This is a genomic window from Microbacterium sp. NPDC090014 (assembly GCF_044748285.1).
Classification (GTDB): Bacteria; Actinomycetota; Actinomycetes; order Actinomycetales; family Microbacteriaceae; genus Microbacterium.
On sequence record NZ_JBIVFS010000002.1, the window covers coordinates 585,247 to 611,512 of the forward strand.

A 26,266-nucleotide genomic window follows, 5' to 3' on the forward strand; every position below is an offset into this window, starting at 1 on the left:
CGCGGGCGACCGAAGTCAGCCCGCGCCGCGTCAGTGGGTCCGATCAGGCGGAGACGATCGGCTTGTCGTTCAGACGAACGCCCGACTCGATGTCGAACGCGTGCACGTGGCCCGCGTTCGCCGCGAGGGTGACGGTCTCACCGGCGTTGGGGTGGCTGCGACCGTCGACACGTGCGACGAGGTCGGCGCGCTTGCCGTTGATCTCGGTGTGACCGTAGAGGTAGCCGTCAGCGCCGAGCTCCTCGACGAGGTCGACGACGACCGAGAGGCCCTTGCCGTCGGCGGGGCCGACGGTGATGTCCTCGGGGCGGACGCCGACGGTGACCTGCGAGCCGTTGGCGCGGCCCACGGTGTCGCGGTCGAGCGGGACGACCTCGGTGCCGAAGCGCACGCCGCCGTCTGCCAGGTCTGCGCTGAACAGGTTCATCGCGGGCGAGCCGATGAAGCCGGCGACGAAGACGTTCTCGGGCTTCTCGTACAGGTCACGCGGCGAACCGACCTGCTGGAGGAGTCCGTCCTTCAGCACGGCGATGCGGTCGCCCATGGTCAGAGCCTCGGTCTGGTCGTGCGTGACGTAGACCGTGGTGACGCCGAGGCGGCGCTGCAGCGACGCGATCTGCGTGCGCGTCTGGACGCGGAGCTTGGCGTCGAGGTTCGACAGCGGCTCGTCCATGAGGAAGACCTGGGGCTGACGGACGATCGCGCGACCCATCGCGACACGCTGACGCTGACCACCCGAGAGGGCCTTCGGCTTGCGGGTCAGGTACTCCTCGAGGTCGAGCAGCTTCGCGGCCTCGAGCACGCGGCTGGCGCGCTCTTCCTTGCCGACGCCGGCGATCTTGAGCGCGAAGCCCATGTTCTCGGCGACCGTCATGTGCGGGTACAGCGCGTAGTTCTGGAACACCATCGCGATGTCGCGGTCCTTCGGCGGCACGTCGGTGACGTCGCGGTCACCGATGAGGATGCGGCCGGCGTTGACCTCTTCGAGGCCGGCGAGCATACGCAGCGAGGTGGACTTTCCGCAGCCGGACGGGCCGACGAGAACGAGGAACTCGCCGTCAGCGACCTCGAGGTTGAGCTTGTCGACAGCCGGGCGGGTTCCGCCGGGGTAGAGGCGGGTGGCCTCGTCGAAAGTCACAGATGCCATTGTGTTTCTCCTTCACCGGCAGGTACGTGCCGGACGATCCGTAGTGATAGAGCGGCGGAGCGATCCGCCGTGACCCCTCATCGGGTCGGGATCAGTATGGCAGATGCCCGTGCATCTGGGTATTTCTCAGCCTGGCTGGTTAACATCGATCTCGGCCGCTTAACGCGGCGTTCGCCGCCCGAGTGGCGTCCGGGGCCACCCTGCCCCCCTGAGACTGTCTAGAGGAACGATGTCGAGCGACGAGACGCCGAACGTCCCCAGCCCTCGCAATTCGCGTGAGGTCGTGCGGGAGAAGGCACAGAAGGTGCATGCCCAGCAGTCGAGGGCGCGCGTGATGCGACGAATCATCCTCGGCGCGATCGCCGTCGTCGCCGTCGGCGCCATCGGCACCGCGATCACGCTCGCCGTCTCTGCACAGGTCTCGAAGCCGCAGCTCACCCCGGGCGGGATGAACGACGACGGCATCCTCGTCTCCGACATCAGCGCGTCCGCGATGTCCGACGAGACGGTCGCGCCTCCGAGCCCGGAGGAGACCGAGGCGGGTGGCGAGACGACGCCGACCCCGGAGCCCACCACGTCGAGCACGGTCGACATCCACATCTACGTCGACTACCTGTCGCCGGATGCCGGTGAATTCGAGCGCGCCAACGCGCGCCAGCTCGTCAACTGGATCTCGGAGGGTGCGGCGACGGTCACCTACCACCCGGTCGCGCTGCTCACCGCGAGCTCGAACGGCACCAAGTACTCCCTGCGTTCGGCGGCGGCCGCGGCCTGTGTCGCGACGCACTCGCCGGCACAGTTCTACGCGTTCAACCACGATCTGCTCGATGACCAGCCCGAGGTGAACACCGACGGCTTCTCCGATTCTCAGCTGGCCGACATCGCCGGCGCGGTCGGCTCGGACAACGTCAAGAGCGTCCGATCGTGCATCGAGGATCAGGACTACGTCACCTGGGCGAAGGAAGCCACGTCCCGTGCTCTGGAGGGCCCGCTCGTCGGTTCGGACGACCTCGTGCTCACTGCCGCGCCCATGATCGTCGTGAACGGCGAGGCCTACGTCGGCGCCCTCGACGACCCGAGCGAGTTCTCGCAGTTCGTGCTCACGGTCGCGAGCGACGCTTACTACGCCACCGAGACTCCGACTCCCGCGCCGACCGAGACCACGGAGCCTGCACCTGCGGAGACCCCGGCGCCGTAGTTCGTCGGTGCCCGCCGCCCATCGCTAAGCTGGGTGGTGTCCGCCGACTTGGCGCAATTGGTAGCGCACCGTACTTGTAATACGGGGGTTGCAGGTTCGAGTCCTGTAGTCGGCACAAGAAATCCCAGTTCATAGCGAAGAAAACCGCCCCGGTTCCGTTTCGGAATCGGGGCGGTTCGTTGTTTACTCATGGTTTTCGGACGAACAACTTCGACAGAACAAGTCCGGCAGCCGGGCCGCGGTGCACCTCGTCGGCGTAGTGCTTCAGCGTCGTGCGCTCCGACTCGTGGCCGAGCTGATCCTTCGCCGCTTCGACGCCGAGCTCGTCGCGCAGCACGGTCGCGACGGTCTTGCGGAAGCTCTTCGGCGTCGTGCCCTTCCAGTCCGTGTCGCGCAGCGCGTCGCGCCAGGAGGTCCGATAGTTGTTCGGGTGACGGAACGTCCCCACGCTGGACGCGAAGACGAACGCCGAATAGGACGCCACGCGCCGACGCATCAGCATGTCGACGAGATGATCGGGCAGCTCGAGCTCGCGGTATCCGGCGTCCGTCTTCGTGAACTCCTGGACGAAGAACTTCCCGTCACGGTCCTGCGCGATCGTGCGCCGGATCGTGGCGAGCTTCGCGTCGAGGTCGAGCTGATCCCACTGCAGCGCGAGCAGCTCGCCGGTACGGACTCCGGTGCCGATGATCATGACCGTCGTGTCGAGCAGCTCACTCGCGCGCGGCCGCCGGCGTCGCCGGTCGTCGGCGGGCCTCGGCTCGGTTCCGGCGTCCCACTCCTCGAAGCGGGCACGCATCGCCCGCACGACCTCGAGGTTTGGGGCGGCGCGCCTGGTCGTGCGCTTCCGCTTCTCCGGTGCTGGAACGTCGGTCATCGGGTTCGGGCGCACGGCGCCGTGGCGCGCAGCGAGCGTGAACATACCGCGCAGCACGACGTGCGTCGTAGTCGCGGTGCCGGGGCCCGAGGACTTCGTGAGCGCGGTGATGAATCGGTCGAGCCGCGGCACGCTGATCTCACTGAGCCGCACCGCGCCGAGGCCGGGGGAGATGTGCTTCTCGATCGCGTTCTTGTAGATCCGAATCGATCCCTCGGCGAGCCGCGCCTTCGAGTCGAGCCACATCGTCGCGAGGTCGCTCACGGTCGAGGCTGACGTGAGCATCTCGCTCGCCGGCGCGAGACGCTTCTTCAGCGCCTTGATCAGCATGCGCTCTGCCTCCGGGGCGGTGCGCCCCTGTCGCTGCATCAGACGGGTGACGCCATCGGAGTCCCGGTAGTAGGCGATCGCGATCATCGTTTCCCCGTCGCCGGAGCAAATCGCGCAGCAGGAAGCGCCGTCGTGGTTCGTGTCGGTGATCCTGCTCCTGCCGCTGCCGCTGCCTCTCTTCCGTCTGGACCTGCTCGCGACCGAGTGGGCCGACCGACGGGCGGCGGAGAGGCGGAAGCCGTTGGAGGTCGCGCGTGACTGATACCGGCATCATCGTCTCCGTCATCGCGCTGCTGTCGGGGGTGCTACTCGCGCTGATCGCGTTCTGGCGGTTTCGACGCAAGGACCGCGCCGACGCTCAGCAGGTCGAGGAAGGCACGATCTCCGGCCGATTCAAGGACGCCGACGCGCTCATGCGGTACATCGACGAGCGCGTCGACGAGCGCACCGCTCAGCTGGTTACGCAGCTTGAGGAGATGCGGGAGAAGCTCAAGACCGTCGGCGCCGAGTCGCACGAGATGCATGACGCTGTCCGAGCCCGCGAGACACAGCTCTGGCTCTGGAATCACCGCGGCCGCCCCGGCGACCTTCCCATGCTCCCCGAGCCCATCCTTCGACGCCTCGGCCTCGGCCACATGGTCGGCGACGACTGGCCCACTCAACCCCTCAACCCCAAGACCTAGGAGGTCACCATGAGCACGCCCACACAGACGCCGAACGTCGTCGTCCAGAACCCCACCGTCCGCAAGGCCGCTGGCATCGTCCTCGGCGCCGCTGGCATCATCCTCGGCACGGCAGTTGTCGTCGACGGCGCGACGGCCGCGTTCGACATCACCGAGATCACGACCCCGATCACCGCCGGCTACCTCTACCTGTCGAGCCTGTTCGGCCTCGCGGTGACCGTGCCGAACGTGCCGACTCCGCGCGCGCTTCTGCGCCGCGATCTTCGCTGAGCCCTGCACGGACACAGAAGACCCCCACCTAGCCTTCGGGCCGGGTGGGGGTCTTTCGTCGTTGTGGTGCGTTAGATCGCGGCGACTCTGTTGAGGAATCTCTCGACCGTCTGCCCCACGACTACGTCAGGCTTCAACTGATCGACTAGATCCCAGTCGAAGTCGGGCCCCCAGTGGAAGTGGAATTCGCTGAAGAGGTGCTTTCCCCACCAGGAGAGGTATCCGGCGAAGTCACCGGTTCCGAAGAAGGAGTTGCCGAAGATGAGCACCTTGAGCGGGCTCGGCGCGGTGCTGTTGGTCCACCTGAAACGCCGGCCCCTCATTCCGCCATCGGCAGGGAAGTGGTTCTCGATCATCGTGATGCCGTCCGCGTAGGCGGCAAGTTCATCGTCGCTCGGTTCGACGATCCGTGAGTAGAGAGGCAACCTGAAACGGCCGGTGAGGTCACCGACTGCATACCGGAACTGGTACATGCGAACGGCGTCGACGATGGGCACGAGCTGGGGGTCGATTTGCGCGGCGAGGGCGGAGAACATTCGCTGAGCGCCGACGGCTGAGAAGTGCGTGTCCGCCATCAGGAATGGATCGTCGACGTCGCTCCACTGCTCGAAGGGGGAGACGCCGCTGACGTAGAAGTCGGCGTCGCGCAGCCTGCTCTCGATCTCTTGGAGCACGGGGCTCGGACCCTCAATGTCGACAGGGGCATCGTCGCGCAGGACGGTCAGCTTCTCCGGGATGATGGTCTGCACGAAGCGCGTCCCACGTGCCTCGCAGCCTTCTCCTCGCTGGGCGAGCACATCCATCCACCGGTCAACTCGCGACATGAGTGCATCGTCGACAGGCTCGGCGTACAGCGACAGCAGGGAGTTGTTGCCCTCGGTGAGGAAGAGATGCCCGCGCAGACCGATGACCGCTGACCCATCCATCGACGGCAACCCGGCCGGCATGAGCATGGGGGACAGGTTGCCCGCCTCGACCTGGTGCTTCACCGCGTTCCGCTCTTCCGAAGACCAGAGGGTCGTCGACGACGACGACTCACCATTCAGTTCTTCGACGGCGGTCTTCTTCAGAGTGGCTAGACCGTCGGCTCCGAGGCTCAGAGCTGCTTCTCGACCATCACTCAGAGCCTTGACCTGGAACCGTCCGGATACGACATCGAGAGCGGTGAAGGCTCGGGAGCACTCGAGGGAGAACCAAGCATCTTGGGTCGTGATCTTCTGCAGGTCGTTACGAGTTGCGCTCGGTCTCGTTTCCCCGACGATCTCGCCGTCGAAGGTCGCGACCACGCGCACATCCCGGTTGTCTTCCGCCTCTTCGTCGTACACCCAGCCCCTGATGGTCTGCTTGCCGAAGTCGAAGCGTTCCGCGTATCCCCTCATTAGGCCAACTGTAGCGAACGGGTCACCTGCCGCGTTCTGGCCACGACGCACCTGCGTGCGCGGTCGGCGTCCGGTGGTCGGGCTGCGCGCGGCGGTTCGCGCCGATCGCGATCCACGGCTCGAGTCCGGGCAGCTCGCGCAGTGCGGTGCACAGGGTGATGATGTGGGCCTCTTCGAAGAACCCGACCCAGAGGCCGACGGACTCGGTGAGGATATCGAGCCGGTCGCCGGCAGTCGCGTAGAGCTCGGCGATCACAGGGCCCGGGTCGCTGGTGTACCTGTTGGGTGAGCAGATGGCGTCGAGTTCGATGCTGAGCATCACGTCGGGGGAGAGCCTTCGAGGCATGGCCGGGTGTCCTTCCTCCGGCCGAGATGATGAGTCTACGTCGCCGTGCCGACGTCGGTGGTTGGAGGGATGATCGGAACCGTGACGCCTGCTGACATCCTCGCTTTCGAAGCCGCCAACCCGCACCACACGCCGACCCGAGCCGAGCGCATCCGCCGCGAGCTCGGCATCACCCCGATCAGATACTTCGTGCTGCTCAAGCGTGCCGCCAGCTCGGCTGAGGGGATCGCCGCGGACGCGATCACCGCCCGGCGCGTCTTCAGATGGCGGCTCGCGCTGCGGAGCGGGCGCGTAGGACCGCAGCGTGAAGCCTCGCTTCCGCTCGCCGTATCCATGGTTTAGTCGTGGTTTTCAAGGCGTACCAACCTGTACATGGTTGTACCGACCGCATGGATTCGCGCGGAGAGTCCAGGAAAGTACAAGCATGGACAGCGCATCCTTCAAACGGGGGTTGCAGGTTCGAGTCCTGTAGTCGGCACCGTCCAGCGGATCGCATCCGCGCCTCCCTCGACGACACAGATCGTCACACGGGAAATAGTGCGAGCAGAGCACACGTTCTCCCCGGTATGACTCGTATCGGAAACAGTGACCTAGACGTCTTCCCGCTCTCGCTCGGAGGCAACGTGTTCGGCTGGACGGCCGACCGTGATGCCTCCTTCGCCGTGCTCGACGCCTTCGTGGCGGGTGGTGGCGATTTCATCGACACCGCAGACGGGTACAGCTCGTGGGTGCCGGGCAACTCGGGCGGCGAGAGCGAGACGATCATCGGTGAGTGGCTCGCGTCACGCAAGCCCGAAGGCGTCATCGTGGCGACCAAGGTGAGCCAGCACCCGGAGTTCTCCGGGCTGTCGGCGTCGAACGTGCGCAGGGCCGCCGAGGCATCGCTCGCCCGACTGGGCGTCGACGCCATCGATCTCTACTACGCGCACTTCGACGATGAGACCGTGCCGCTGGAGGAGACGGTCACCGCATTCGGCGAGCTCGTCTCAGACGGCCTCGTACGCAACGTCGCGGTGTCGAACTACACGGCGCAGCGCATCCGTGAGTGGGTGGAGATCGCCCGTCGCACGGGATCGGCGTCGCCCGTCGCCGTGCAGCCCCACTACAACCTCGTTCACCGCAACGACGTCGAGGAGACGATCATCCCGGTGGCGCAGGAGTTCGGTCTGAGCCTGGTGCCCTACTACTCGCTCGCGAGCGGATTCCTCACCGGCAAGTACCGTTCGACGGCCGTCGAGGGTCAGACCTCGCCGCGCGCCTCCGGTGCGGCCAAATACGCGACGCCGGCGGGTCTGCGCATCATCGACGCTCTCGAGGAGATCGGCGACGCCCACGGCGCCTCGATCGCGGCGACCTCGTTGGCGTGGCTGCGTGCTCAGCCGACGGTCGCCGCCCCGATCGCGAGTGCTCGAACGGTCGAGCAGGTTCCTGACCTTCTCGCCGGAGCGCGATTGGAATTGCGCGGGGACGAGATCGAGACGCTGAACCGCGTCTCCGAGTGGACACCGGCGAAGGCCTGAGGCTGTCGGCCTGTCCTCCGCCCCTGCTAGGAGCCCGAGGACAGGCCGCCGTCGACCAGACCCATCCTGTGAGCCAGGATCACCAGGTGGATGCGGTCGCGGGATCCCAGCTTCGACAGGATCCTGCCGACATGCGTCTTCACAGTGGATTCGCTGACGAACAGCGCCTGAGCGATCTCCGCGTTCGTGAGGCCGCGCGCGATCTCGACGAAGACGTCGCGCTCGCGGTCGGTGAGGTCTGCCGTCAGGTCCTCGGTCACAGTGGCGGACGCTGCAGGTGTCGCGCCGAGCGTCGGGGTCACATGCTCCAGCAGCATCCGCGTGACCCGCGGTGAGAGGGCCGCGTCACCGCGGTGGATGGCTCGGATCGCCGAGATCATCTCGTGCCTCTGCGCGTCCTTCAGCAGGAATCCGCTCGCGCCGGCGCGGATCGCCCCGAAGGCGTACTCGTCGAGATCGAACGTCGTGAGCACCAGAACACGGGTGTCGGGATGCTCGCGGACGATGGCCTCGGTCGCCGCGATCCCGTCGAGCCCCGGCATCCGGATATCCATCAGCACGAGGTCGGGACGGAGTCCGGACGCCTGGACGATCGCGTCATGCCCGTCCGCGGCCTCGCCGACCACGACCATGTCGGCCTCGGCGTCGAGCACCATCCGGAAGCCGACGCGGATGAGAGCCTGATCGTCGACGAGGAGTAGCCTGATCGGCTCGGTCATGGTGCATCCTTCGGTTCGAGGTCAGCAGGATCGGCGGGCGACACAGGCAGCTCGGCGCGCAGCATCCACCGACCGCGTTCGACGGGTTCAGAGGTGATGGTGCCGCCCGAATGCGCGGCACGTTCCACGAGCCCGCGCAGGCCGAACCCGGTCGTGGCGACAGGGCCGGAGACGCCGTCGTTGAGGATCTCGACGATCACCGAATCCGAGGCGTAGATCAGCCTGACCTCGATCGACGTCGCCATCGGCGCGTGCCTCATGGCGTTCGTGACGCCTTCCTGCACGATGCGGCCGAGCGCATGCGACAGAGCGGTGGAGATCGAGGCGGTGCCTGTGACCGAGAGCGTCACCGGAAAACCGGCGCGCTGCGCCACTGCGACCGTCTCCTGCGGTGGCGTCGGCTCGAGAGGTGCCAGGGGGAGTGGCGAATCATCGGCGCGGAGGACTCCGAGCATCGCGCGCATCTCGGTGAGCGCGCTGCGAGCCGTCTCGGCGGCGGAGGACGCCGCCGTTCGCGCCTGCACGGGATCCGGTGTCGCGGCTGCGCCCTCGGACAGGGCGACGATCACCGTGAGCGAGTGCGAGACGATGTCGTGCATCTCGCGGGCGATGCGGGCGCGTTCGCCTGCTGCGGCCAGCTGGGCCTGCTGATCGCGTTCCACGAGCAGCTGGCGGGAGCGGTCGATCACCGCAGCCAGGTAGCGTTTGCGTCCTCCGACATTCACACCGATCAAAGTGCCGATGAGTCCGAGGACCAGCGACATCACGACGGCGTTCGCGGCGATCTGCAGAGTGATGACGCCGGTGAGGGTGAGCGCACCGGCGAGCGCCGCGAGCGATGCGATCGCGATGCCGAAGCCGGTCCACGCCGCCCGCGACGAGCGGTACACGGCGAGCGAGTAGCAGCTGACCAGCAGGACAGGAGCGCCGATCGGCTGAAGCGCGAAGAGGAACAGGGCTTCGAGTGCGAAAGATGCCACGAACGGCACCAGCGGGTGCCTGCGCCGCCAGAGCAGAGTCGCGCACGTGCCGACCACGGCGGCGGGGACCAGGATCGCCACGCCGATGGCGAGGGGCATCGGAAGATCGCGGGTGATCGCACCAGCGGGAACGAGCGAGAGGAGCAGGCACAGGATCGTGATGACGACGTCGGCGACCACCGGATGCCGCGCCCAGAAACGGCGCAGGACGCCGGGGGGACGCGGCAGCCGCAGCCCCTCGTCCTCGCGGACTGAGGTGCTGCGGCTGATCGGGGTGGTCACCGGCCGACTCTACGCGGATCGGTCATCGGTCGGCTCTCGGTCACGCGTCGCGGGTGCGGAGCACGCCCCACGCGGCGAGCATGCCCGCAGCCACCCAGCCGGCCAGCGTGAGATACGCGACCGGGCCCTCGAGGGCGGCTCCCTCGGGAAGGATCGCACTCTGAGCGGCGGCGACCGGCAGGTAGTTCGCGGTCTCGAGGAGCCACGTCCACGCGTCGCCGGCGATCGTGAAGAAGCTCGCGACGATCGGCAGGACGAACAGCAGGCCGACGGTCGCGGCGATGGCTCCGGCGCCCGAGCGCAGGATGAAGCCGAATGCGACGCCGATGAGAGCGAAGACGGACATGGCAAGCGACGACACGACGATCGGAAGGAGCGATGCCGCCGGATCGGACCAGTCGATGCTCTGATCGCGCGACGCGACGACCGCGGAGACGGCGACAGCTGCGGCTGAGAAGATCACCAGAGACGACACGAACAGGAAGACCGCGATCACGACGGCCTTGGCGGCGAGCACGGAGCCGCGCTTCGGGTTGGCTGCCAGCGTCGAGCGGATCATTCCGGTCGAGTACTCACCCGTCACTGAGATCGCACCGAGGATGCCCGCGAGCAGCATCGTGAACTGGATCGGCATGACCACGGCCTGAATGGGGTCGAAGCCCGGCAGGTCGATCGCCTGAGCGATGAGCACCGCGATGCCGACGGTGAGCACTGCGGCGATGCCGATGGACCACCAGGTGGAGCGAAGCGTGGAGAGCTTGATCCACTCGCCGCGGATCGCGCGGACGAACGTGAGGCGGTGTCCGGTGTCGACGTGCTGGCGCGTGCGGGCAGGAGCCTGGACGGTCATGAGATCTCCTTCGTGCGGTACTCGACCGAGTCGCCGGTGAGCGCCAGATAGGCGTCTTCGAGCGACCCGGTGGTCGGGGTGAGCTCGTGCAGGGGGATGCCGTGGCGAGCGGCGAGGTCGCCGATGCGGGAGGCCGGCAGGCCGACGATGTCGAGAAGATCGGGAGCCGAGCTCACGATCTCGACCGACGGGCCGCCGACCGCTGTGGCCAGATCCGCAGCGCGGGGCGTGCGGACGCGCACGGTGTTCGTCGTCCAGGCGCGGACGAGCTCTTCGAGCGGAGCGTCGGCGAGCACTCTGCCTCGGCCCATCACGATCACGTGATCGGCGGTCTGCGCCATCTCGCTCATCAGGTGGCTGGACAGAAGGACCGTACGCCCCTCGGACGCCGCATGGCGCACGAACTGTCGCACCCATCGCACCCCCTCGGGGTCGAGGCCGTTGACAGGCTCATCGAGGATCAGCGTGTGCGGATCCCCGAGCAGGGCCGAGGCGATTCCGAGCCGCTGCCCCATGCCGAGCGAGAACTTCCCGGCGCGCTTGCGGGCGACGGGCGCGATGCCCGCCAGGTCGATGACCTCGTCGACGCGCGACGCGGGGATGCCATGGGTCGCCGCCATCGCACGCAGATGATTGCGAGCGGTGCGGCCGGTGTGCACCGCCTTCGCGTCGAGAAGCACCCCCACCTCTGTGAGCGGGGCGCGAAGCTTCCGGTACTCCCGGCCGGCGACGGTCGCGATGCCGGACGTCGGCCGGTCGAGGCCGACGATCATGCGCATCGTGGTGGATTTTCCCGCGCCGTTCGGACCGAGGAACCCGGTGACCGTGCCCGGCTTGACCGTGAACGACACGTCCTGGACGGCTGTCTTGTCTCCGAATCTCTTCGTGAGGCCTTCTGCTGTGATCATGTCTACGACGCTATCGACGGCGCCGCAGCCCGCGCGTCCTCCCTGGGTACCGTTCCCCGGAGGCAGCGGGTCATCCTCACGGTGGATGGCCGGTGCGGAATCGTCAGGACGAGGGGCGCCCGAACAGGTCGGGATCCACGGGCCGCTGGGCGCGTGGGAGCTTCTCGACCACCAGACGGTACGACTCCGTGACCAGCTCGGACACGAGTTCCTCGTCGAGTGACGGCCCCGGCATCAGGGTGATCCAGTGCTTCTTGTTCATGTGGTACCCCGGGACGATGTCGGCGAAGGTCTCGCGCAATGCGACCGAGTCGTCGGGGTGCGACTTGAGCGTGACCCTCCCGGTCTGGTCGAGAGGGATCAGCAGGAACACGCGTCCGCGCACCTTGTACACGTCCCACTCGGGACCGAACGGGTTCTCCCGCGCCGCGCCCGACAGCTCCTCTGCACGCTCCGCCGCGGTGGCGACGAGATCCGTCGAATCCATGAGCTCAGAACAGCCGATCCGCGCCCTTGTCGCTCGCGCGCGGCGCGGCGTGCACGCGCTCGTCGAGCGTCGCAGCGGCGAGCAGCGCCTCGTCGATGATGTCCTTCGCGGGCTCGGCGGTGAGCCACTCCTCACTCAGGGACGCGGGGATCAGCAGCGGCATCCGGTCGTGCACGTCCGCGAGGTGCGGAGGAGCCGGGCGCATCACGATCGAGTAGCAGGTGAAGGACTCGCCGTCGGCGGTGCGACCTCTCTGGGTGACCGCGGCCATCCCGAAGAGGGCCCCCTCGTCGACGAGGAACTCGTGCCACACGCGCTCGGGCTTCTTCATCTCGTACCAGCTGGTCGCAGGGACGAGCGCGCGACTCTTCAATCCGCCGGGGCGCTCCTGCAGCCGCTCGGAGCGGGTGTTGATCGACGGGAACTTCGACGGCTCCCCGTTGATGAGGAATCCCCACCACGCCGGCTCGAGCGTCGGAGCGGTGTCGGGCTGGACCACGATCGGATTGAGATTGCGGAGGTTCTTGCCGGTGGGGCGAACGGTCTCGCGGGCATTCTGCTCAGCCCACTCCCGGAGCCCGTCGAGCACGGCCTCGTCGGCCGCTGCGAGGAGTTCGGTGTCGGTGAACCGGGGGTCAAGTCCGTAGCTCGCGCACATGCCGTCAGGGTACGCCCGGCTACGGACATCGTGCACGCTGCGGGAGGAGGATCCTCGCTCGGCTAGGGTCGACAGGTGACCCAGGTTCGTCGTCTCTCCCCGCCCCTCGCGCTCGGCGGAGCAGTCGCGATCGGCGTCATGACGGCTGTCCAGGCCCGGATCAACGGGGTGCTGGGCGTCGAGATCGACAACGGCATCGCGGCCGGTCTCATCTCGTTCTCCGTGGGACTCGCAGCCCTGGCGATCGTGATCGTCTGCCTTCCCTCGGCTCGTCGAGGCGTCGGACGACTGCGCGGCGGCATCCGCGATCGGACCATCCCGTTCTGGATGCTGCTCGGCGGCGCCTGCGGCGCACTCACCGTATCGACCCAGGGGATCACCGCCGGCGTGCTCGGCGTCTCGCTGTTCACGGTCGGCGTGGTGGCGGGACAGACGCTGCACGGCCTCGTCCTCGACCGGATCGGGTTCGGCCCGGCGGGAGTCGTCGCGATCACGCCGGGACGCGTGCTGGGCGGCGCGTTCGCGCTCGCCGCAGTGGGCATCTCCCTGAGCGGGGACGTGCTGGCCACAGCACCGCTCTGGATGCTGCTGCTGCCGTTCGCCGCGGGTGTCGGCATCGCCTGGCAGGCAGCGACCAACGGCAGGCTGGCTCAGCGCGTGAGGTCGCCCCTCGCGGCCACCTTCATGAGCTTCATCGCCGGCACCGTCGCGCTGCTGGCCGCAGCGGGCATCAGCATCGCCGTGCGAGGGGTGCCCGATGCGCTGCCGACCGAGCCGTGGCTGTACCTCGGAGGATTCCTCGGCGCGGCGTACATCCTGCTCGGCGCCTTCATCGTCGCGCATACCGGCGTGCTGCTGATGGGCCTCGGCTCGGTGCTCGGTCAGCTCGCCACGTCGGTGATCATCGACCTCATCTGGCCCGCGGCCGCGGGGCCGGCGCTCTGGCAGATCGTCGGCATGGTGATCGTCGCCGTGGCATCCGTGGTCGTCGCACTCCCGCGGCGTCGACGCAGCTGAGCGCGCTACTTCTTCTTCGGCTGCGGCATCCGCGTCACGAGTGCCCGGGCGTCGACCGGCTTGCGGCGGCCCGGCTTCTTGCCCTGCGGCTTGCCGCCGACATACAGCCAGCCGAGCAGCTCTTCGTTCTTGCCGATGCCGTGAGCCTTCGCGATGGCCTTCGAGCGCGTGTACCGACCGGTGCGCCACAGCACGCCCCAGCCGGCCTCGTCGAGCAGCAGGCTGAGCATGTGGGCGACGCCTGACGCGACCGCCTCCTGCTCCCACCGGGGAACCTTGTCGCTCTTGCGATAGCTGGCGACCACGGCGATCAGCAGCGGAGCGCGAAGAGGCTTGGTCGACGGGGACTTGTCACCCTCCGCCTTCGCGATCGCCGCGCCGAGCACCTCGCGGTCGGACCCGCGGAGCTCGATGAGACGCCACGGGCGCAGCGACGAATGATCGGCCACACGACCCGCTGCGGCGACGAGTGTCAGCAGCTCATCGCGCGACGGCGCGTCGTCGGTGACCTTCGACCAGGACTGCCGTGCGCGGACCGCCTCGAGGGCGTTCACGACTCTTCGGGTGTGAAGTTCAGGGCGATCGAGTTCATGCAGTAGCGGTCGCCGGTGGGCGTGCCGAATCCGTCGGGGAAGACGTGACCCAGGTGAGAGCCGCAGCTCGCGCAGCGCACCTCGGTGCGCACCATGCCGAGCGTCGTGTCCTCGATGAGCTGCACCGCGTCAGGGCGGATCGACTCGTAGAAGCTCGGCCAGCCGCATCCGGAGTCGAACTTCGTGCCGCTCTTGAACAGCTCGGCACCGCAGGCGCCGCAGGTGTAGAGGCCCGCTCGGCCCTCGTCGAGAAGCTCGCCCGTCCAGGCGCGCTCGGTGGCGGCTTCGCGCAGCACGGCGTACTGCTCCTCGCCGAGCTCCTCGCGCCACTCTTCTTCGGTCTTGTCCACGCTGTACGACATCGGTCCTCCTGGGGGTCTGATCCATTCTCTCGCGTTCAGAGGCGCTCGGCGCCACGAGACAATGGATCCATGACGGATGCCGTGCAGCAGCACTACGCGCGTTTCGCCGAGCAGGAGGCGCCGGGGCGCAGCGACCTGTATGTCGAGTGGGCCGACGGTGTCGCCGCCGACTCCGAGGTCCAGGGCGTGCTCGCGCGGATTCCGGAGAACAGACGGCAGCCCCCGCTCGTGTTCGCGGTGACACGGATGCTGGGCGCCGGCCTCGTCGGCTACGGCGCCTGGCGGTCGTTCGTGATCGCGCGCGCCGATGAGATCGTGGCCGAGTGCACCGACCGGCGTCTGCAGACGAACGAACCTCTGCGTCTCGCGCCGCTTCTGCCCGCGCTGTCGGAGATCGACGGCCCGATCGCGCTGCTCGAGGTCGGAGCCTCCGCAGGACTGTGCCTCTATCCGGACAGGTACTCGTATCGCTTCGTGGGCGCCGACGGGCGGCTGCGCGCGTCGCTCGACCCCGCGGACGGCCCCTCCACCGTGATCCTCGAAAGCCGTGTCGACGGAGCCCTCCCGCCGATGCGGATGCCCGATGTGGTGTGGCGAGCCGGCATCGACCTCGCGCCGCTCGACGCGCGAGACGAGCGTGACCGGCGCTGGCTGCTGGGTCTGGTGTGGCCGGGGGAGGAGGGGCGCGAGCAACGGGTGTCGGCGGCGCTCGACATCGCGGCATCCGCCCCTCCCCACCTCGTCGCAGGCGACGCGCTCGAGCAGATCGACGAGCTCGCCGCCGAGGCGCCCCGCGACGCCGCCCTCGTCGTCACGACTCCCGGCGTGCTGGTGCACATTCCCCGGGAGGCCCGTGAAGCCCTCGTCGACCGCATCCGCGGACTCGGCGCGCGCTGGCTGACCATCGACCCTCCCGCGCTCCTCGACGCCTGGGATCCGCCCGTCGTCGCCGCGGAGTGGCCCGGTTTCGTCGTGGCGCTCGACGGGCAGGTGCGCGCAGCCGCCGACCCACTCGGGCGATGGTGGGAGTGGCGTGCCGGAATCGGCGGGGCGGCGACCTAATCTGATCTCATGCTGGGAGAGCTGAGCGAGCGCGATCGTGCGATCCTCGCGCTGGAGACCGCGTGGCCGCGGCACGGCGGCGCGAAGGAGGAGACCATCCGCGCCCAGCTGGGTATGAGCGCCGCGCGCTACTACCAGCTCCTCGGGCGTCTGATCGAGTCGGAGGCCGCCCTCGAGTACGACCCGATGCTGGTGCGTCGGCTGCGGCGCATCCGCGACTCGAGATCATTCCAGAGAGCCGCTCGCACGCCCGGTTTCGTCGGCTGACTCGCGCGTCCGCCACGCGCCGACGGCGCTCGATGCGGATACAGAGGTCGGTGCCGTTAGCATCGAGGGGTGTCAAAGCCCAGCCGAGATCGATTCGACGACGTCCCCCGATCATCCGGACGCGTCGGAGCGCATCGCGCCGAAGCCCCGGGGATGAACGGCTGGGTCGTGCTCCTCTGGTCTTTCGTGGCCGCTCTGGTGCTCATCATCGGCGGCATCTTCGGCTCGCTGGTGGTGATGGGGCGCATCAGCCTCTTCCCGGAGGCCGTCCCCACGGCCAGTCCTGCACCCGTCGAGACCGGAGTCGTCGACGTCACCTACTCGGTGATGATCCTCAACGCATCCCCGGACGAGGGGCTCGACGAGCAGATGCGCGACGTCCTGATCAACAACGGCTGGGCAGCAGACGTCGTGTTCGCGACCGACAGCGCGAGCCAGGACTTCTCGACGACGACGGTCTACTACGTCGCCGACGAGGACGAGCTCGCGGCCATCGGCCTCGCGAACCTCATCGGCGGAGCACAGGTGGAGCAGAGCGATTTCTACACCGATCTGAACGACACCGGCGCGAAGCAGCTCACGGTGGTCATCGGACTCGATCGCGCGACCACCGCTCCCGAGACTCCCGCAGACACCCCTGCCCCGTAGAGCGCCGCGCGGTCCCTCCCCGCAGCTTGCACTCGATGGGGTCGAGTGCCAGAATGGCGTTAGCACTCTCTCACTCTGAGTGCTAAACCCAACGTCTACGTCCAGGAGGGACGACAAAACTCATGGCAAAGATCATCGCTTTCGATGAGGAGGCCCGCCGCGGCCTCGAGCGCGGCCTCAACATTCTCGCCGACGCCGTCAAGGTGACGCTCGGCCCGCGCGGTCGCAACGTCGTGCTGGAGAAGAAGTGGGGCGCCCCCACGATCACGAACGACGGCGTCTCCATCGCCAAGGAGATCGAGCTCGACGACCCGTACGAGAAGATCGGTGCGGAGCTCGTCAAGGAGGTCGCCAAGAAGACCGACGACGTCGCCGGTGACGGAACCACCACCGCCACGGTGCTCGCCCAGGCTCTGGTCCGCGAGGGTCTGCGCAACGTCGCAGCCGGCGCAGACCCGATCTCGCTGAAGCGCGGCATCGAGAAGGCCGTCGCGGCCATCACCGAGGAGCTCCTCGCCAGCGCGAAGGAGATCGACTCCAAGGAGCAGATCGCTGCGACCGCTTCGATCTCGGCTGCTGACCCCGCCATCGGCGAGCTCATCGCCGAGGCGATCGACAAGGTCGGCAAGGAGGGCGTCGTCACCGTCGAGGAGTCGCAGACCTTCGGCACCGAGCTCGAGCTCACCGAGGGCATGCGCTTCGACAAGGGCTACCTGAACCCGTACTTCGTGACGGACCCGGAGCGCCAGGAGGCTGTCTTCGAAGACGCCTACATCCTCATCGCAAACCAGAAGATCTCGAACATCAAGGACCTTCTGCCCATCGTCGACAAGGTGATCCAGGACGGCAAGGAGCTCGTCATCATCGCCGAGGACGTCGAGGGCGAGGCTCTCGCGACTCTCGTGCTCAACAAGCTCAAGGGCATCTTCAAGTCGGTAGCCGTCAAGGCCCCCGGCTTCGGCGACCGCCGCAAGGCCCAGCTGCAGGACATCGCGATCCTCACCGGTGGTCAGGTCATCACCGAAGAGGTCGGCCTGAAGCTCGAGAACGCCACGCTCGACCTGCTGGGTCGCGCTCGCAAGGTCATCGTCACCAAGGACGAGACCACGATCGTCGAGGGTGCCGGAGAGGCAGACCAGATCGAGGGTCGCGTCACGCAGATCCGTCGCGAGATCGAGAACACCGACAGCGACTACGACCGCGAGAAGCTGCAGGAGCGCCTCGCCAAGCTTGCAGGTGGCGTCGCCGTCATCAAGGCGGGCGCGGCAACCGAGGTCGAGCTCAAGGAGCGCAAGCACCGCATCGAGGACGCCGTCCGCAACGCGAAGGCAGCCGTCGAGGAGGGCATCGTCCCCGGTGGTGGCGTCGCGCTGATCCAGTCCGGCACCAAGGCTCTCGACGCTCTCTCGCTCTCGGGCGACGAGGCGACCGGTGCGAACATCGTTCGCGTCGCGATCGAGGCTCCGCTGAAGCAGATCGCCCTCAACGCCGGCCTCGAGCCGGGTGTGGTCGCGAACAAGGTCTCCGAGCTTCCCTCGGGTCAGGGCCTCAACGCGGCTACCGGTGAGTACGTCGACATGTTCGCAGCGGGCATCATCGACCCGGCGAAGGTGACCCGCTCGGCGCTGCAGAACGCAGCATCGATCGCGGCTCTCTTCCTCACCACCGAGGTCGTCGTGGCTGACAAGCCCGAGAAGGCTCCGGCCCCGATGGGTGACCCGTCTGGTGGCATGGACTTCTGATCCATCACTGCTGAACAGAAACGCCCCGACCTCGGTCGGGGCGTTTCTGCGTTCGCGGGCGGTCGAACCCGTGAGTCAGCGGAACAGGCTCGCCGAGTACTGATCGGCATCCGCGTACTGCGTCGCCGCACTGCCCAGCGAGTGCCCGATGGACTCGAGCACCTGCTCGACGTGCAGCTGGGCTCCTCGCCACTCTTCAGCGCATGACTGGAACGCGGCTGAGGCGGTGCCGACCCACGATGCCTGCAGCTGCGTCAGCTGGGACATGAGCGTCGCAGACTCGGTCTGCAGACGCTCCATCGTGGCCAGTGCGGCTCCTTGGGCGGCACCTACTGCTTCGGTGTCGACGGTGATGACGGACATGGGAACTCCTCTCGTTCGGTTCTCCGACGGTAGGGGAGGGGCGACTGCCGGATGCCGATGCGGCGCGATCGCCCGCAGCCGTTGTGGAGAACCTGCGCGGAGGATTCTCCGTGCAGCAGGAGCCGTCAGATGTCGAGCGGCTCGATCGGCTGGGTGTCCTCGAGAAGATGCGCAGGTGTCGCGCGTGAAGGTGCGAGGGGGAGGGTGACGGTGAACGTCGCTCCGCCGCCGGGCGTCTCCGACACCGCGACGCTTCCGTGCAGCGCCTTCACGATGGACGAGACGATCGCGAGACCCAGGCCAGACCCTCCCGTCTCGCGAGCGCGCGAGGTGTCGGCGCGCCAGAAGCGCTCGAAGATCTGCTCGCGGATCTGCGGCGGGATCCCCTCACCGTGATCGACGATGGCTATGCTCCCCGTGCCTCGCACACGATCTGCGTCGACCACGATCTCGATCGGACTCTCCTCCGCCGAGAAGCGTCGCGCATTGCCCAGCAGGTTCGTGACGACCTGGCGGACCTTGTTCTCCTCGCCGAGCACGATCGGCGGCGTGCGCACGGGGATGTCCGCCGCTTCGGTGAAGTCGATCGCCGGCACGGCTGCACCCGAGTTCCGGGGGCGACGGCGCAGGCGCGCGAGCGTTCCGCGTGAGAGCCCACGGGGTGCTGGCGTCTCCGGAGCGGAGGGAACGACGGGTGTGGAGCGCGTGGTGACATCGATCAGCGGAGCCTCGACGGTGCGATCGACCACGGTCACGGTGCGCGCCGGAGCCGCCGCGCGCAGGTCGAGAGCGGCGTCCCGCGCGATCGGTCGAAGATCGAGGGCTTCGATCTCGGGCTCCCGCTCCTCGTCGAGGCGCGCAAGAGCGAGGAGGTCCTCGACCAGGACGCCCATGCGGATCGCCTCCTTCTCGATCCGCTCCATCGCGCGTGCGGTGTCTTCCTCGCCCTTGATCGCGCCCATGCGGTAGAGCTCGGCGTATCCGCGCACGCTCACCAGGGGAGTGCGCAGCTCGTGGCTGGCATCTCCGATGAAGCGCCGCATGTGCTGCACGGTGCGATCTCGCTGCGCGAGCGACGCGTCGACGCGGTCGAGCATCGTGTTGATCGCGCTGTTCAGGCGGCCGACCTCGGTCGTGGGCTCGAGATCGGTGAGACGCTGGGTGAAATCGCCGGCGGCGATCGACATGGCGGTGGACTCGACCTGCCCGAGCCGACGGAATGTCAGCGTCACCAGACCGCGGGTCAGCAGAGCGGCCAGGAAGATCGTGACGAACGCGACCGTGATGTAGATGCCGAAGTACTGGCTGATGATGCGATCCGCGTACTCGAGCGGCATCGCGACGATCTGGATACGCAGCGATCCGTCGCCCTCTCCGGGCACCCGCGCGACAGCGGCGCGGAAGCTCGACCCTTCGGTCCCCTCCATCGTGAACGGCGTGTCCTCGTTCGCCTGCACGTCGAGAGGCGAATAGGTCGCGGGGAAGAGCGGCTGTCCGTTGGCGGAGTTCCCGGTGGTCGTCTGCAGCACGCCCTCGGCGTCGTAGATCGCGACGAAGAAGTCTCGCGGCGAGTCGGTGGGGGTGTAGACGGTCTCGCCGTCCTCGACCGTCACCTCGAAGTAGCGGCTCGCGAGATCCGCCGACACCAGGGCCGGAAGCTGCGCATCGATGTTGCTGATGAGCGAGTTGCGCAGGATCGGCACGGTGCCGATGCCCGCAGCGAGAAGACCCAGTGCGAGCACTGCGACCGTGACACCCGTCACCTTGGCGCGCAGGCTGATCGACCGCCACCACCGGGTGATCGCGTCAGGCTTGTGCGCCATGCGGACCTCCCTGGAGACGGATGCTGTGCGGCGTCAGCGTGCGGCGGTGTGCCGGACTACTTGCCGACCTTGAGCATGTATCCGAAGCCGCGCTTCGTCTGGATCACCGACTCCTCGGTGTGCGGGTCGATCTTGCGGCGGAGGTACGAGATGTAGCTCTCGACGATGCCGGCATCGCCGTTGAAGTCGTACTCCCACACGTGGTCGAGGATCTGGGCCTTCGACAGCACGCGATTCGGGTTCAGCATCAGATAGCGCAGCAGCTTGAACTCGGTCGGGCTCAGCTCGATCGACTCCTTGCCCACCTGCACGTCGTGGGTGTCCTGATCCATCGACAGCTCGCCGGCCCGGATGATCGACTCCTCGTCGGCCTGCATCGTGCGGCGCAGGATGGCCTGAGCGCGGGCGACGATCTCGTCGAGGCTGAACGGCTTGGTGACGTAGTCGTCGCCGCCGGCGTTGAGCCCCTCGATCTTGTCGTCCGTGCCGTCCTTCGCCGTGAGGAACAGGATCGGCGCAGTGAACCCGGCGCCGCGAAGACGCTTGGTCACGCTGAAGCCGTTCATGTCCGGAAGCATCACGTCGAGGATGATGAGGTCCGGCTCCTCCTCGAGCACCGCCGAGATCGTGGCGGCGCCGTTGGCGACGGTCTTCACCTGGAACCCGGCGAAGCTGAGACCCGTCGAGAGCAGGTCGCGGATGTTGGGTTCGTCGTCGACGACCAGGATGCGCGCATCAGTCATGTCCCCATTATGGTGACTTCGGCCATGCGGATGCTGACTATCCTTCGGAGCGGCGCTTTCGCCCTCCGCGTAGCGGCGCTGTTCCGAGGGAGTGAAGACGGTCAGGCCGCGATCGCGTCGGCATCCATGATCGTGTAGCTGTATCCCTGTTCGGCGAGGAACCGCTGGCGATTCTGGGCGTAGTCCTGGTCGATCGTGTCGCGTGCGACGAGCGTGTAGAAGCTCGCCGTGCGGCCCGACTGCTTGGGGCGCAGGAGTCTGCCGAGGCGCTGAGCCTCCTCCTGGCGGGAGCCGAACGAACCCGACACCTGAATGGCGACGGACGCCTCGGGGAGGTCGATCGAGAAGTTCGCGACCTTCGACACCACGAGCAGCGAGATCTCGCCCTCGCGGAACGCGCGGTAGAGCTCCTCGCGCTCGTCGATGGGCGTCGCGCCGGTGATCTGCGGCGCGTTCAACGACTGCGACAGGGAGTCCAGCTGGTCGAGGTACTGACCGATCACGAGGATCCGCTCGTCCTTGTGCTTCGCGATGAGCTCGCGCACGGCGTCGATCTTCGCCGGGGCGGAGGCGGCGAGGCGGTAGCGCTCGTCGTCGGTGGCGGCGGCGTATTCGAGCCGGTCGTCCGGCGGGAGGTCGACCCGAACTTCGTAGCAGACGGCGGGGGAGATGAAACCCTGCGCCTCGATCTGCTTCCACGGGGCGTCGAACCGCTTGGGCCCGATCAGGCTGAACACGTCTCCCTCGCGTCCGTCCTCGCGGACCAGCGTGGCGGTGAGGCCGATCCGGCGACGCGCCTGGAGGTCGGCGGTCAGCTTAAACACCGGTGCGGGGAGCAGGTGAACCTCGTCGTAGACGATGAGGCCCCAGTCGAGAGCATCCAGCAGGGCGAGGTGGGCGTACTCGCCCTTCCTCTTGGCCGTGAGGATCTGGTAGGTCGCGATGGTCACCGGCTTGACCTCTTTGGCCTGCCCCGAGTACTCGCCGATCTCCTCGGGCGTGAGGCTCGTGCGCTTGAGCAGTTCGTCGCGCCACTGCCGAGCCGAGACCGTGTTGGTGACGAGGATGAGGGTCGTGGTCTTCGTCGCGGCCATCGCGCCGGCGCCGACGATCGTCTTGCCGGCGCCGCAGGGGAGGACGACGACGCCCGAGCCGTCCTTCGAGAAGGCGTCGACGGCATCCTGCTGGTAGGGGCGGATCGCCCATCCGTCCTCTGCCAGTTCGATCTCGTGCGGGGTGCCGGGGGTGTAACCGGCGAGGTCTTCTGCAGGCCAGCCGATCTTCAGGAGCTCCTGCTTGATCTGACCGCGCGCCCAGGCATCGACGACGAACGTGTCGGGCGCCGGGTGGCCGATCAGCAGCGGCTGGATGCGCTTGTTGTTCGCCACCTGTGCGAGCACGGCGGGGTCGGTCGAACGCAGGATCAGGGTGCCCTCGTCGTCGCGTTCGATGACGAGGCGCCCATAGCGGTTCACGGTCTCGCGCAGGTCGACGGCCACCGACGGGGGCACGGGGAACCGGGACCAGCGGTCCAGCGTGTCGAGCATGTCCTCGGCGGTGTGCCCGGCGGCGCGGGCGTTCCACAGGCCGAGCCGCGTGATCCGGTAGGTGTGGATGTGCTCCGGCGCGCGTTCGAGCTCCGCGAAGATCGCCAGCTCGTGGCGGGCGCTCTCGGCATCGGCGTGGGCGACTTCGAGCAGCACGGTGCGATCGCTCTGGACGATCAGGGGGCCATCAGACATAGCTGTCCAGTTTACTGTGCGATCACGGTGGCGGCGCGGATGCTCGACACCGGAAGCGTGCGCTCGACGTCTGCCGCCCGGTCGCGCCCGCGCAGCCGGCCTCCGCCCAGCCCGGTCGCCTCGAGGATCAGCTCCCTGGTCGATCCGTCCGGCATGCCCACGCTGACCCGCAGCACGGCCTTCGCGCGCACGGCGGCCTCGAGCTCGCGGTCGAGCCAGGCCGCGTCGGCGTCGGGACCCTGGTGCGAGCGCAGCGCGGCGATGAGGCCCGAGTAGTCCGGCGTCGGGTCGGGCGTCGCCTCGGAGACCGGGTTCCGTTCGCCGGCCACCGCGTGTCCGTCTTCGTCGACGAGCGTCGCCGGGTAGCGGGCATCCGTGAGCGCCCAGTACACGGTGTCGCGCCCGACGCGGGTCGTGAGCGAGGCGACGTGCTTCGTGAGGGCGAGCGGCCGCAGCCCCTGGTCGACGGACATGGCCTCGATCAGATGCTGGTCGCTGCTCTCGATGCGCGTTCGCCCGGTCTCGGCGTCTGTCGACACCCGCACCAGGCCGTGCCGTTGGGCGGTCTGGGTGACGAGATACCGGAGCGGCTGGGGGATGCCGGTGAGCGAGAGCGACTCGAGGAACTCGAGGATCGACTGCTCCGTCTCGCCGGCGACGAGTGCGTGGGCGATCGATTCGGGAGTGAACCGATAGGTGGAGGCCTGAGCGGCGGACTCGCGCGCCGCGATCGTGCGCAGCCGCACGTCCAGACCGGGGGCCAGCGGGCCGGGGGAGATCGCGCTCAGATCGTTCTGGAGGAAGATGCGATCGACCTCGCTCGGGAGGAGTGCCGTGAGGGGAGTGGCGTCGACGCTCGCGCCGCGCCGGATCGCCGCCGCCCATGCGGGCTCACGGCCCTCGTCGGCGATGAGCCCGAGCAGACGGGCGCGCTCCAGCAGAGCCGTGCTCTGCTCTGCCCAGGCAGGGTCCCAGGGGTGAGCGTCGGCCCAGTCGCTCGGGGGGATCCACCCGCCCTCCGTGGTGCGCAGACCGCGGGGGAGAGCGTCGCGGAAGCCTTCGACCAGGGTGCTCCACCGATCGGCCACGGACGATCGCAGCCATTCCTCGGTCTGTGGCGTCGTGCGCAGTCTGCGCGCGTCCGGTGCGACGAGGCGCGAGTCGACGGCGATGGCGATCAGCGCGTCGATCGATTCGGCCACGACGCCCGACTCGCCGAGCTGTCGCTTCTCGCCGGCGCTGACGTTGCCGCCGGCCAGCAGGGTGAAGGGCTTCTCGCGGGCGAGCAGGAGCAGATCGGCCAGGGCCGAGACGGTGGTGAAGGCGCGCTCGGCAGCGTGGGCCGTCAAGGTGTCGGTCGTGGGCTCCGGCACGGTGTCGCTGGGCGCGCTCGGCTCCGCACGATCTGCGACGGCGGTGACCACCGGCGGGAAGGGCGCCCCGTCCGGGCGCAGCAGCGCGAGGCTTTCGAGGGTCTCGCGCTGCGCGGAGTGTTCCGACGCGGGACTCGCTGCGAACGCGAGAAGGGCTGCGGCCTCGTCGCGCGTCAGGGTGGGGAGGACCCGAGCGAGCGACGCGGGATCGAGAAGCGCTTCGGCGGCGTCGAAGAAGTCCTGCCAGTTGACGTCCGGGCGCACGCGCCGTGCCGTGAAGAGGGTGCTGAGCTGCTCGTCGCTCGCCGCGGACAGCCATTCGGCCAGCGGTCGGGCGTGCGTGCTCATGCCGGATACCTCAGGGCCGCGATGCCGCGCGCCCCTTGCGGATGAAGCTCATGGCGAGGAGCACGATGATCATGACGAAGGCGGCGGGGAGCCCCCAGTAGGGGATCGCGGCGATTAACGGCCATGCGCCTGAACCGAAGTCCTCCTGCTGCATGCCGACCGCTGTGCCGATGATGATCGCGAAGAAGCAGATGATGGACGCCGCAGCGAGTCCGAGTGCCGTGAACGCCAGAATGCGATCGATGCGGCGAACGGGAACCTCAGGTTCGGGACTCTTGGTGCTCATCCGTCTCAGCCTAGTCGTTGCGGGGTGGCACGGTTCCGCATCGTGACCTACGGATTCCGTGCCCGGCGACCGGTAGGCTGGGGGTGGCCGCACACGTGCGTCCCATCCAGCTCCACACCGACTCAGCGAGGTTTCTTCCATGCCCACCGGCAAGGTCAGGTTCTACGACGAAGACAAGGGTTTCGGCTTCATCGCCGCCGATGACGGCCAGGACGTCTTCCTGCACGCCTCCGCTCTGCCGGCCGGCGCCGCTGTGAAGGCGGGTGCACGCGTGGAGTTCGGTGTCGCCGACGGCAAGCGCGGCCTCCAGGCGCTGTCCGTCCGGGTGCTCGAAGCGCCGCCGAGCCTCGCGAAGGCGAAGCGCAAGCCCGCGGACGACATGGCGATCATCGTCGAGGATCTCGTGAAGCTCCTCGACGGAATGGGCGGCGACCTGCGTCGCGGCCGCTACCCCTCGTCTGCACAAGGCCGCAAGATCGCGGCAGTTCTGCGCAAGGTAGCCGATGACCTCGAAGCCTGAGGCGGACCAGCGTCTGATCGACGCTCACGATCTCGCGCTCGCCGCCCTGCACGAGATCACTCCGGCGTCGACCGTCGGACCCGCAGCCGACTATCTCCCCGAGGAGGACGGCTCGGTCTCGTTGCGCTTCGAGAACCGGCTCCCCGGATACCCCGGCTGGTTCTGGACCGTCACGGTCGCTCGCGTCGATGACGAGGAGCCGACGGTGCTCGAACTCGAGCTGCTGCCGGGCGACGGCGCCCTGCTCGCACCCGAATGGGTGCCGTGGGCTGAACGCCTCGCCGAGTACCGCGCCCACCAGGTGGAGCTCGCGGAGCAGGCGGCCGCGGCCGCCGCGGACGACGAGGATGCCGCATCGGTCGAGGACGACGACTCCGATGACGATCTCGACGGCGATGACCTCGACGACGATGACGACGATGAACTCGACGACGATGATGACGACGACGATGACGACATCGATGAGGACGAACTGGCCGCGGAGCCGCGAGAGCTGCACGCCGGTGACCTCGACGGAGTCGACATCGACGAGCTCGACGACTCCGCCGCCGCGGACGACGACGACGCGGACGACGACGACGAGGACGAGTCGGATGACGACGAGGACGACGTCTCCGACGAGGATGACGACTCCGACGACGAGGATGACGACTCCGACGACTCCGACGACGACGAGGACTCCGACGACGAGGAATGATCGTCCACGGGACGAATGAGAAAAGGGGCCGCGTTCGCACGCGGCC

General features: G+C 68.0%; 30 protein-coding genes and 1 tRNA gene. 13 read left to right on the plus strand and 18 right to left on the minus strand.

Annotation, left to right across the window (positions count from 1 at the left end; all coding sequences use genetic code 11):
- Positions 1 to 43: 43 nt before the first annotated feature.
- On the minus strand, positions 44 to 1,147 hold the full coding sequence (locus tag ACIPV5_RS16240) for an ABC transporter ATP-binding protein (RefSeq protein ID WP_053097292.1): 1,104 nt from the start codon (positions 1,145 to 1,147) through the stop codon (positions 44 to 46).
- A 229-nt stretch (positions 1,148 to 1,376) separates the two neighbouring features.
- Between ACIPV5_RS16240 and ACIPV5_RS16245 the strand changes: the two genes are divergently transcribed.
- Positions 1,377 to 2,345, plus strand: a complete 969-nt coding sequence (locus tag ACIPV5_RS16245; RefSeq protein ID WP_400341897.1) for a DsbA family protein — start codon at positions 1,377 to 1,379, stop codon at positions 2,343 to 2,345.
- Between the two features lie 42 nt (positions 2,346 to 2,387).
- A tRNA-Thr gene (locus ACIPV5_RS16250) sits at positions 2,388 to 2,460 on the plus strand.
- Positions 2,461 to 2,532: 72 nt separating this feature from the next.
- Here the strand turns inward: ACIPV5_RS16250 and ACIPV5_RS16255 are convergent.
- The gene (locus tag ACIPV5_RS16255) at positions 2,533 to 3,639 is read right to left on the minus strand and encodes a tyrosine-type recombinase/integrase (RefSeq protein ID WP_400341899.1); all 1,107 of its coding nucleotides are present in this window, start codon (positions 3,637 to 3,639) and stop codon (positions 2,533 to 2,535) included.
- 167 nt (positions 3,640 to 3,806) lie between these two features.
- Here ACIPV5_RS16255 and ACIPV5_RS16260 point away from each other — a divergent pair, with 167 nt between their 5' ends.
- Positions 3,807 to 4,235 carry a hypothetical protein gene (locus ACIPV5_RS16260; protein WP_400341901.1) on the plus strand — a complete coding sequence of 143 codons (429 nt, stop codon included), beginning with the start codon at positions 3,807 to 3,809 and terminating at the stop codon, positions 4,233 to 4,235.
- 9 nt (positions 4,236 to 4,244) lie between these two features.
- Positions 4,245 to 4,505 (plus strand): hypothetical protein, encoded by a 261-nt coding sequence (locus tag ACIPV5_RS16265; RefSeq protein ID WP_053097287.1) that lies wholly within the window; start codon positions 4,245 to 4,247, stop codon positions 4,503 to 4,505.
- A 71-nt stretch (positions 4,506 to 4,576) separates the two neighbouring features.
- Here the strand turns inward: ACIPV5_RS16265 and ACIPV5_RS16270 are convergent, their stop codons facing one another.
- The gene (locus tag ACIPV5_RS16270; protein WP_400341903.1) at positions 4,577 to 5,884 is read right to left on the minus strand and encodes a hypothetical protein; all 1,308 of its coding nucleotides are present in this window, start codon (positions 5,882 to 5,884) and stop codon (positions 4,577 to 4,579) included.
- Between the two features lie 22 nt (positions 5,885 to 5,906).
- A complete protein-coding gene (locus tag ACIPV5_RS16275; protein ID WP_053097283.1) occupies positions 5,907 to 6,230 on the minus strand; it encodes a hypothetical protein in 324 nt (107 codons plus the stop codon).
- 81 nt (positions 6,231 to 6,311) lie between these two features.
- On the opposite strand from ACIPV5_RS16275, the gene ACIPV5_RS16280 reads away from it, so the two are divergent.
- The gene (locus ACIPV5_RS16280; RefSeq protein ID WP_400341905.1) at positions 6,312 to 6,572 is read left to right on the plus strand and encodes a DUF3263 domain-containing protein; all 261 of its coding nucleotides are present in this window, start codon (positions 6,312 to 6,314) and stop codon (positions 6,570 to 6,572) included.
- A 224-nt stretch (positions 6,573 to 6,796) separates the two neighbouring features.
- Positions 6,797 to 7,750 (plus strand): aldo/keto reductase, encoded by a 954-nt coding sequence (locus tag ACIPV5_RS16285; protein WP_400341907.1) that lies wholly within the window; start codon positions 6,797 to 6,799, stop codon positions 7,748 to 7,750.
- A gap of 26 nt (positions 7,751 to 7,776) precedes the next feature.
- Here ACIPV5_RS16285 and ACIPV5_RS16290 read toward each other — a convergent pair whose 3' ends face one another.
- The 6 genes from ACIPV5_RS16290 to ACIPV5_RS16315 all read right to left on the minus strand — a co-directional run bounded on the left by ACIPV5_RS16290 (position 7,777) and on the right by ACIPV5_RS16315 (position 12,634).
- Positions 7,777 to 8,469, minus strand: a complete 693-nt coding sequence (locus ACIPV5_RS16290; RefSeq protein ID WP_400341909.1) for a response regulator — start codon at positions 8,467 to 8,469, stop codon at positions 7,777 to 7,779.
- Complete coding sequence (locus tag ACIPV5_RS16295) at positions 8,466 to 9,731, minus strand: sensor histidine kinase (protein ID WP_400341911.1); 1,266 nt, start codon at positions 9,729 to 9,731, stop codon at positions 8,466 to 8,468. Before ACIPV5_RS16295 ends, ACIPV5_RS16290 begins: the two co-directional genes overlap by 4 nt.
- A 40-nt stretch (positions 9,732 to 9,771) precedes the next feature.
- On the minus strand, positions 9,772 to 10,581 hold the full coding sequence (locus ACIPV5_RS16300) for an ABC transporter permease (RefSeq protein ID WP_053097273.1): 810 nt from the start codon (positions 10,579 to 10,581) through the stop codon (positions 9,772 to 9,774).
- A complete protein-coding gene (locus ACIPV5_RS16305) occupies positions 10,578 to 11,489 on the minus strand; it encodes an ABC transporter ATP-binding protein (RefSeq protein ID WP_053097271.1) in 912 nt (303 codons plus the stop codon). The genes ACIPV5_RS16300 and ACIPV5_RS16305 overlap by 4 nt, the downstream gene beginning before the upstream one ends.
- A gap of 103 nt (positions 11,490 to 11,592) precedes the next feature.
- Complete coding sequence (locus tag ACIPV5_RS16310) at positions 11,593 to 11,976, minus strand: MmcQ/YjbR family DNA-binding protein (RefSeq protein WP_400341914.1); 384 nt, start codon at positions 11,974 to 11,976, stop codon at positions 11,593 to 11,595.
- A gap of 4 nt (positions 11,977 to 11,980) precedes the next feature.
- Positions 11,981 to 12,634 carry an SOS response-associated peptidase family protein gene (locus tag ACIPV5_RS16315; protein WP_400341916.1) on the minus strand — a complete coding sequence of 218 codons (654 nt, stop codon included), beginning with the start codon at positions 12,632 to 12,634 and terminating at the stop codon, positions 11,981 to 11,983.
- Positions 12,635 to 12,709: 75 nt separating this feature from the next.
- Here ACIPV5_RS16315 and ACIPV5_RS16320 point away from each other — a divergent pair, with 75 nt between their 5' ends.
- Positions 12,710 to 13,651, plus strand: a complete 942-nt coding sequence (locus tag ACIPV5_RS16320; protein ID WP_056279900.1) for a DMT family transporter — start codon at positions 12,710 to 12,712, stop codon at positions 13,649 to 13,651.
- Between the two features lie 5 nt (positions 13,652 to 13,656).
- Here the strand turns inward: ACIPV5_RS16320 and ACIPV5_RS16325 are convergent, their stop codons facing one another.
- Together ACIPV5_RS16325 and msrB are read right to left on the minus strand one after the other, a co-directional pair.
- The gene (locus ACIPV5_RS16325) at positions 13,657 to 14,205 is read right to left on the minus strand and encodes a nitroreductase family protein (RefSeq protein WP_053097263.1); all 549 of its coding nucleotides are present in this window, start codon (positions 14,203 to 14,205) and stop codon (positions 13,657 to 13,659) included.
- Entirely contained in the window at positions 14,202 to 14,606 is a 405-nt protein-coding gene (msrB, locus tag ACIPV5_RS16330) for a peptide-methionine (R)-S-oxide reductase MsrB (protein WP_285364169.1), read from the minus strand. The genes ACIPV5_RS16325 and msrB overlap by 4 nt, the downstream gene beginning before the upstream one ends.
- 69 nt (positions 14,607 to 14,675) lie before the next feature.
- Here msrB and ACIPV5_RS16335 point away from each other — a divergent pair, with 69 nt between their 5' ends.
- From ACIPV5_RS16335 to groL, 4 genes are all read left to right on the plus strand, one after another.
- A complete protein-coding gene (locus ACIPV5_RS16335; protein WP_400341918.1) occupies positions 14,676 to 15,668 on the plus strand; it encodes a DUF2332 family protein in 993 nt (330 codons plus the stop codon).
- A gap of 9 nt (positions 15,669 to 15,677) precedes the next feature.
- Positions 15,678 to 15,935 (plus strand): DUF3263 domain-containing protein, encoded by a 258-nt coding sequence (locus ACIPV5_RS16340; RefSeq protein ID WP_053097256.1) that lies wholly within the window; start codon positions 15,678 to 15,680, stop codon positions 15,933 to 15,935.
- A 69-nt stretch (positions 15,936 to 16,004) separates the two neighbouring features.
- On the plus strand, positions 16,005 to 16,583 hold the full coding sequence (locus ACIPV5_RS16345; RefSeq protein ID WP_230100374.1) for a LytR C-terminal domain-containing protein: 579 nt from the start codon (positions 16,005 to 16,007) through the stop codon (positions 16,581 to 16,583).
- Between the two features lie 122 nt (positions 16,584 to 16,705).
- The gene (gene groL / locus ACIPV5_RS16350) at positions 16,706 to 18,325 is read left to right on the plus strand and encodes a chaperonin GroEL (protein ID WP_053097253.1); all 1,620 of its coding nucleotides are present in this window, start codon (positions 16,706 to 16,708) and stop codon (positions 18,323 to 18,325) included.
- 75 nt (positions 18,326 to 18,400) lie between these two features.
- On the opposite strand, the gene ACIPV5_RS16355 is transcribed toward groL, so the two are convergent.
- The 6 genes from ACIPV5_RS16355 to ACIPV5_RS16380 form a co-directional block, all read right to left on the minus strand.
- Positions 18,401 to 18,688: a WXG100 family type VII secretion target gene (locus ACIPV5_RS16355; protein ID WP_056279906.1), complete on the minus strand. Its 288-nt coding sequence runs from the start codon at positions 18,686 to 18,688 to the stop codon at positions 18,401 to 18,403.
- 125 nt (positions 18,689 to 18,813) lie between these two features.
- On the minus strand, positions 18,814 to 20,511 hold the full coding sequence (locus ACIPV5_RS16360) for a cell wall metabolism sensor histidine kinase WalK (RefSeq protein WP_072591604.1): 1,698 nt from the start codon (positions 20,509 to 20,511) through the stop codon (positions 18,814 to 18,816).
- Between the two features lie 56 nt (positions 20,512 to 20,567).
- Positions 20,568 to 21,254 (minus strand): response regulator transcription factor, encoded by a 687-nt coding sequence (locus ACIPV5_RS16365; protein ID WP_053097249.1) that lies wholly within the window; start codon positions 21,252 to 21,254, stop codon positions 20,568 to 20,570.
- Between the two features lie 101 nt (positions 21,255 to 21,355).
- Positions 21,356 to 22,996, minus strand: a complete 1,641-nt coding sequence (locus ACIPV5_RS16370) for a DNA repair helicase XPB (protein WP_056279908.1) — start codon at positions 22,994 to 22,996, stop codon at positions 21,356 to 21,358.
- Between the two features lie 11 nt (positions 22,997 to 23,007).
- Positions 23,008 to 24,717, minus strand: a complete 1,710-nt coding sequence (locus ACIPV5_RS16375; RefSeq protein ID WP_400341919.1) for a helicase-associated domain-containing protein — start codon at positions 24,715 to 24,717, stop codon at positions 23,008 to 23,010.
- 10 nt (positions 24,718 to 24,727) lie between these two features.
- On the minus strand, positions 24,728 to 25,003 hold the full coding sequence (locus ACIPV5_RS16380) for a multidrug ABC transporter ATPase (protein WP_400341920.1): 276 nt from the start codon (positions 25,001 to 25,003) through the stop codon (positions 24,728 to 24,730).
- Between the two features lie 139 nt (positions 25,004 to 25,142).
- On the opposite strand from ACIPV5_RS16380, the gene ACIPV5_RS16385 reads away from it, so the two are divergent.
- Together ACIPV5_RS16385 and ACIPV5_RS16390 are read left to right on the plus strand one after the other, a co-directional pair.
- The gene (locus tag ACIPV5_RS16385) at positions 25,143 to 25,523 is read left to right on the plus strand and encodes a cold-shock protein (RefSeq protein WP_053097241.1); all 381 of its coding nucleotides are present in this window, start codon (positions 25,143 to 25,145) and stop codon (positions 25,521 to 25,523) included.
- A complete protein-coding gene (locus tag ACIPV5_RS16390; protein WP_400341922.1) occupies positions 25,507 to 26,220 on the plus strand; it encodes a DUF3027 domain-containing protein in 714 nt (237 codons plus the stop codon). Before ACIPV5_RS16385 ends, ACIPV5_RS16390 begins: the two co-directional genes overlap by 17 nt.
- Positions 26,221 to 26,266: the final 46 nt, after the last annotated feature.